The sequence below is a fragment of the Kamptonema sp. PCC 6506 genome (assembly GCF_000180455.1).
Taxonomy (GTDB): Bacteria; Cyanobacteriota; Cyanobacteriia; order Cyanobacteriales; family Microcoleaceae; genus Kamptonema; species Kamptonema formosum.
Genome location: NZ_CACA01000261.1, coordinates 1 through 2,204 on the forward strand (window position 1 = coordinate 1; position 2,204 = coordinate 2,204).

Consider the following 2,204-nt stretch of genomic DNA (forward strand, 5'->3'; position numbering starts at 1 on the left):
TTTCAGCCTTGATTGAAATCCCAGTCTGGATGTTCAGCTAGATAACTATTCAGTTCAGATTGACAAGTTGATAAGTCAGATAATTCCGAAGGCTGAGTTGAAATAGCCCTCATACTAACCAAGAGAAAAGCACAACAAATAGCTGACCACCATTTAGCAATATCATTATATTTAGTTACATGAAAGTCCGACCAACCTAATTCAGATTTGCTTTGTCTAAATCCATATTCAATCCAAGTTCTTTCTCCATAAATATTGCCTACATCTTGATATTTGATTTTGTCAATATTAGTCATTACATAAGATGTACTATTGATTGGTAATGTTTCGGGATCAGTTGTTAGATACCAATAAGTATATTTATTCCTGTGACCAAATATTATCTCACACACATATCTTTTTTGTTGTTGACCTTTACTTAATATTCAGCTAGTACATATCTAATTTTTAACCATTGACTAACTAATTGTTCCACTAATCTAGCAGCTATTTGGGGTTTGCTTTGATATTTATCTCCTGCTTTTAGTCGAGATTTTGGTTTGTAAACTTCAAACAATAATGGGAATGTTATGCCATTTCTAACTCCATAAATATTGACACTTACAATCCCATTGTCTACTTTTCCTAGCCTTCCTAAATATTGTCTAGCTACATATTCAGTTTTATTTCCTTTTTTTGGATCTCCGGTCTCATCTATAATAATGTCAATGCTTCTTCTTTTAACCAGTTAAAGATAATTTTTAGTCTCTGGGTTCTTAATTCTTCCGATTTCCAGGGAGATTGTGTTAAAAAGTTATGCAATGATTGACTATTTTTTAATCCAATTATTTTAGAGAGTGTTACTAAACTTTTTCTCTTGCTTGGTGTCAAAATCCCCATAATAATTTGCTTAAAGGCTTCATAGCTTCTAACTTCTGGAAATATTTTTTGATAACTCTCACAATATTGATCGATGAAACTAATGGTAGGTTGTGGAATTTTGGGCTGTATCATAGTCTGTGTCTCCCATTTAGACTTCTCTTTCTATTTTACTCTTCCTAGAGTGACAAACTAGGGTTAACATCAATTCCATCAATTTTGATTCTCTAAACTTGTAAAAATTAGTCTATTTATCGAGAAAAAGCCAAAATGCAAAAATACATCTGTACAATTTGCGCCTATGTCTACGATCCAGAACTAGGCGATCCCGATGGCGGTATTGCACCTGGAACGCCGTTTGAAGATATTCCCGAAGATTGGGTTTGTCCGATTTGCGGTGCGCTAAAATCAGATTTTGAACCAGAATAAACGAGAAAAAATGTGTCCGATAAATTTCTGCGAGTTATCGTAGTGGGCGGAGGTGCAGCAGGGTTTTTCGGAGCGATCGCAGCAGCCAAAGCTCATCCCCAAACTCGCATCACTTTACTAGAAGCAGGGCGGGAACTCCTCGCCAAAGTTCGGATTTCTGGTGGGGGACGTTGCAACGTAACTCATGCCTGCTTCGATCCAGGAATTTTAGTACAAAATTACCCCAGAGGCGGCAAAGCTCTGCGGGGTGCTTTTACTCGGTTTCAACCCCGCGATACAGTAGAATGGTTTGCTAGTCACGGCATAAAACTAAAAACAGAAGCAGATGGCCGGATGTTTCCTACCACAGACGATTCTGCAACAATAGTTAATAGTTTAATCCAGGCTGCTAAAGATGCAGGCGTAGAAATTCGCACTGGTGTTGCTGCGGTTTCAATCAAAAGATTAACACCAGATTTTGCCACATCTAAACCCTTACAAATAGAGACTGAACTAGCAGATAAATTATCTGTTTCCGATCGGTTCCCCATCTCTAATCCCCATTCCCCTTCCTTTGAAATTGAATTGAAATCGGGGGAAAAGTTGAAAGGCGATCGCATCTTGCTGGCCACTGGTAGCAGTCCTTCTGGTTTCAAATGGGCGCAAAATTTAGGTCACACCATCCAACCCCCAGTACCATCTCTATTTACTTTTAACATTTCTGATATTCGCCTCCAAGATTTAGCAGGCGTTTCCGTTGGTAATGTTCGCGTACAATTACCCGCTGCAAAATTAGAACAAACCGGGCCAATACTAATTACTCATTGGGGTTTAAGCGGCCCTGCGGTACTAAAACTATCCGCTTGGGGTGCCAGATTTTTGCACGAGTGTCGCTATCAAACATCATTGTTAATTAATTGGCTTCCCCAGTATAACCC

At 38.7% G+C, this 2,204-nt stretch carries 3 protein-coding genes and 1 pseudogene; 2 read left to right on the forward strand and 2 right to left on the reverse strand.

Annotation, left to right across the window (positions count from 1 at the left end):
• Window positions 1-2 precede the first annotated feature (2 nt).
• Both OSCI_RS13305 and OSCI_RS32435 read right to left on the reverse strand, forming a co-directional pair.
• A complete protein-coding gene (locus tag OSCI_RS13305) occupies window positions 3-296 on the reverse strand; it encodes a hypothetical protein (RefSeq protein WP_019487086.1) in 294 nt (97 codons plus the stop codon).
• Window positions 297-418: 122 nt separating this feature from the next.
• Window positions 419-993, reverse strand: a pseudogene (locus OSCI_RS32435) (transposase).
• 135 nt (window positions 994-1,128) lie between these two features.
• On the opposite strand from OSCI_RS32435, the gene rd reads away from it, so the two are divergent.
• Both rd and OSCI_RS13325 read left to right on the forward strand, forming a co-directional pair.
• Window positions 1,129-1,287: a rubredoxin gene (rd, locus tag OSCI_RS13320; protein ID WP_007355497.1), complete on the forward strand. Its 159-nt coding sequence runs from the start codon at window positions 1,129-1,131 to the stop codon at window positions 1,285-1,287.
• Window positions 1,288-1,299: 12 nt separating this feature from the next.
• Window positions 1,300-2,204 (forward strand): NAD(P)/FAD-dependent oxidoreductase (locus OSCI_RS13325; protein ID WP_039962283.1); only part of this gene is annotated, 905 nt, incomplete at its 3' end.

Excerpts from the sequence above, each read along its gene's own strand:
- OSCI_RS13305 (WP_019487086.1), bottom strand. The coding sequence starts at position 296 with ATGACTAATATTGACAAAATCAAATATCAAGATGTAGGCAATATTTAT.
- rd (WP_007355497.1), top strand. The coding sequence starts at position 1,129 with ATGCAAAAATACATCTGTACAATTTGCGCCTATGTCTACGATCCAGAA.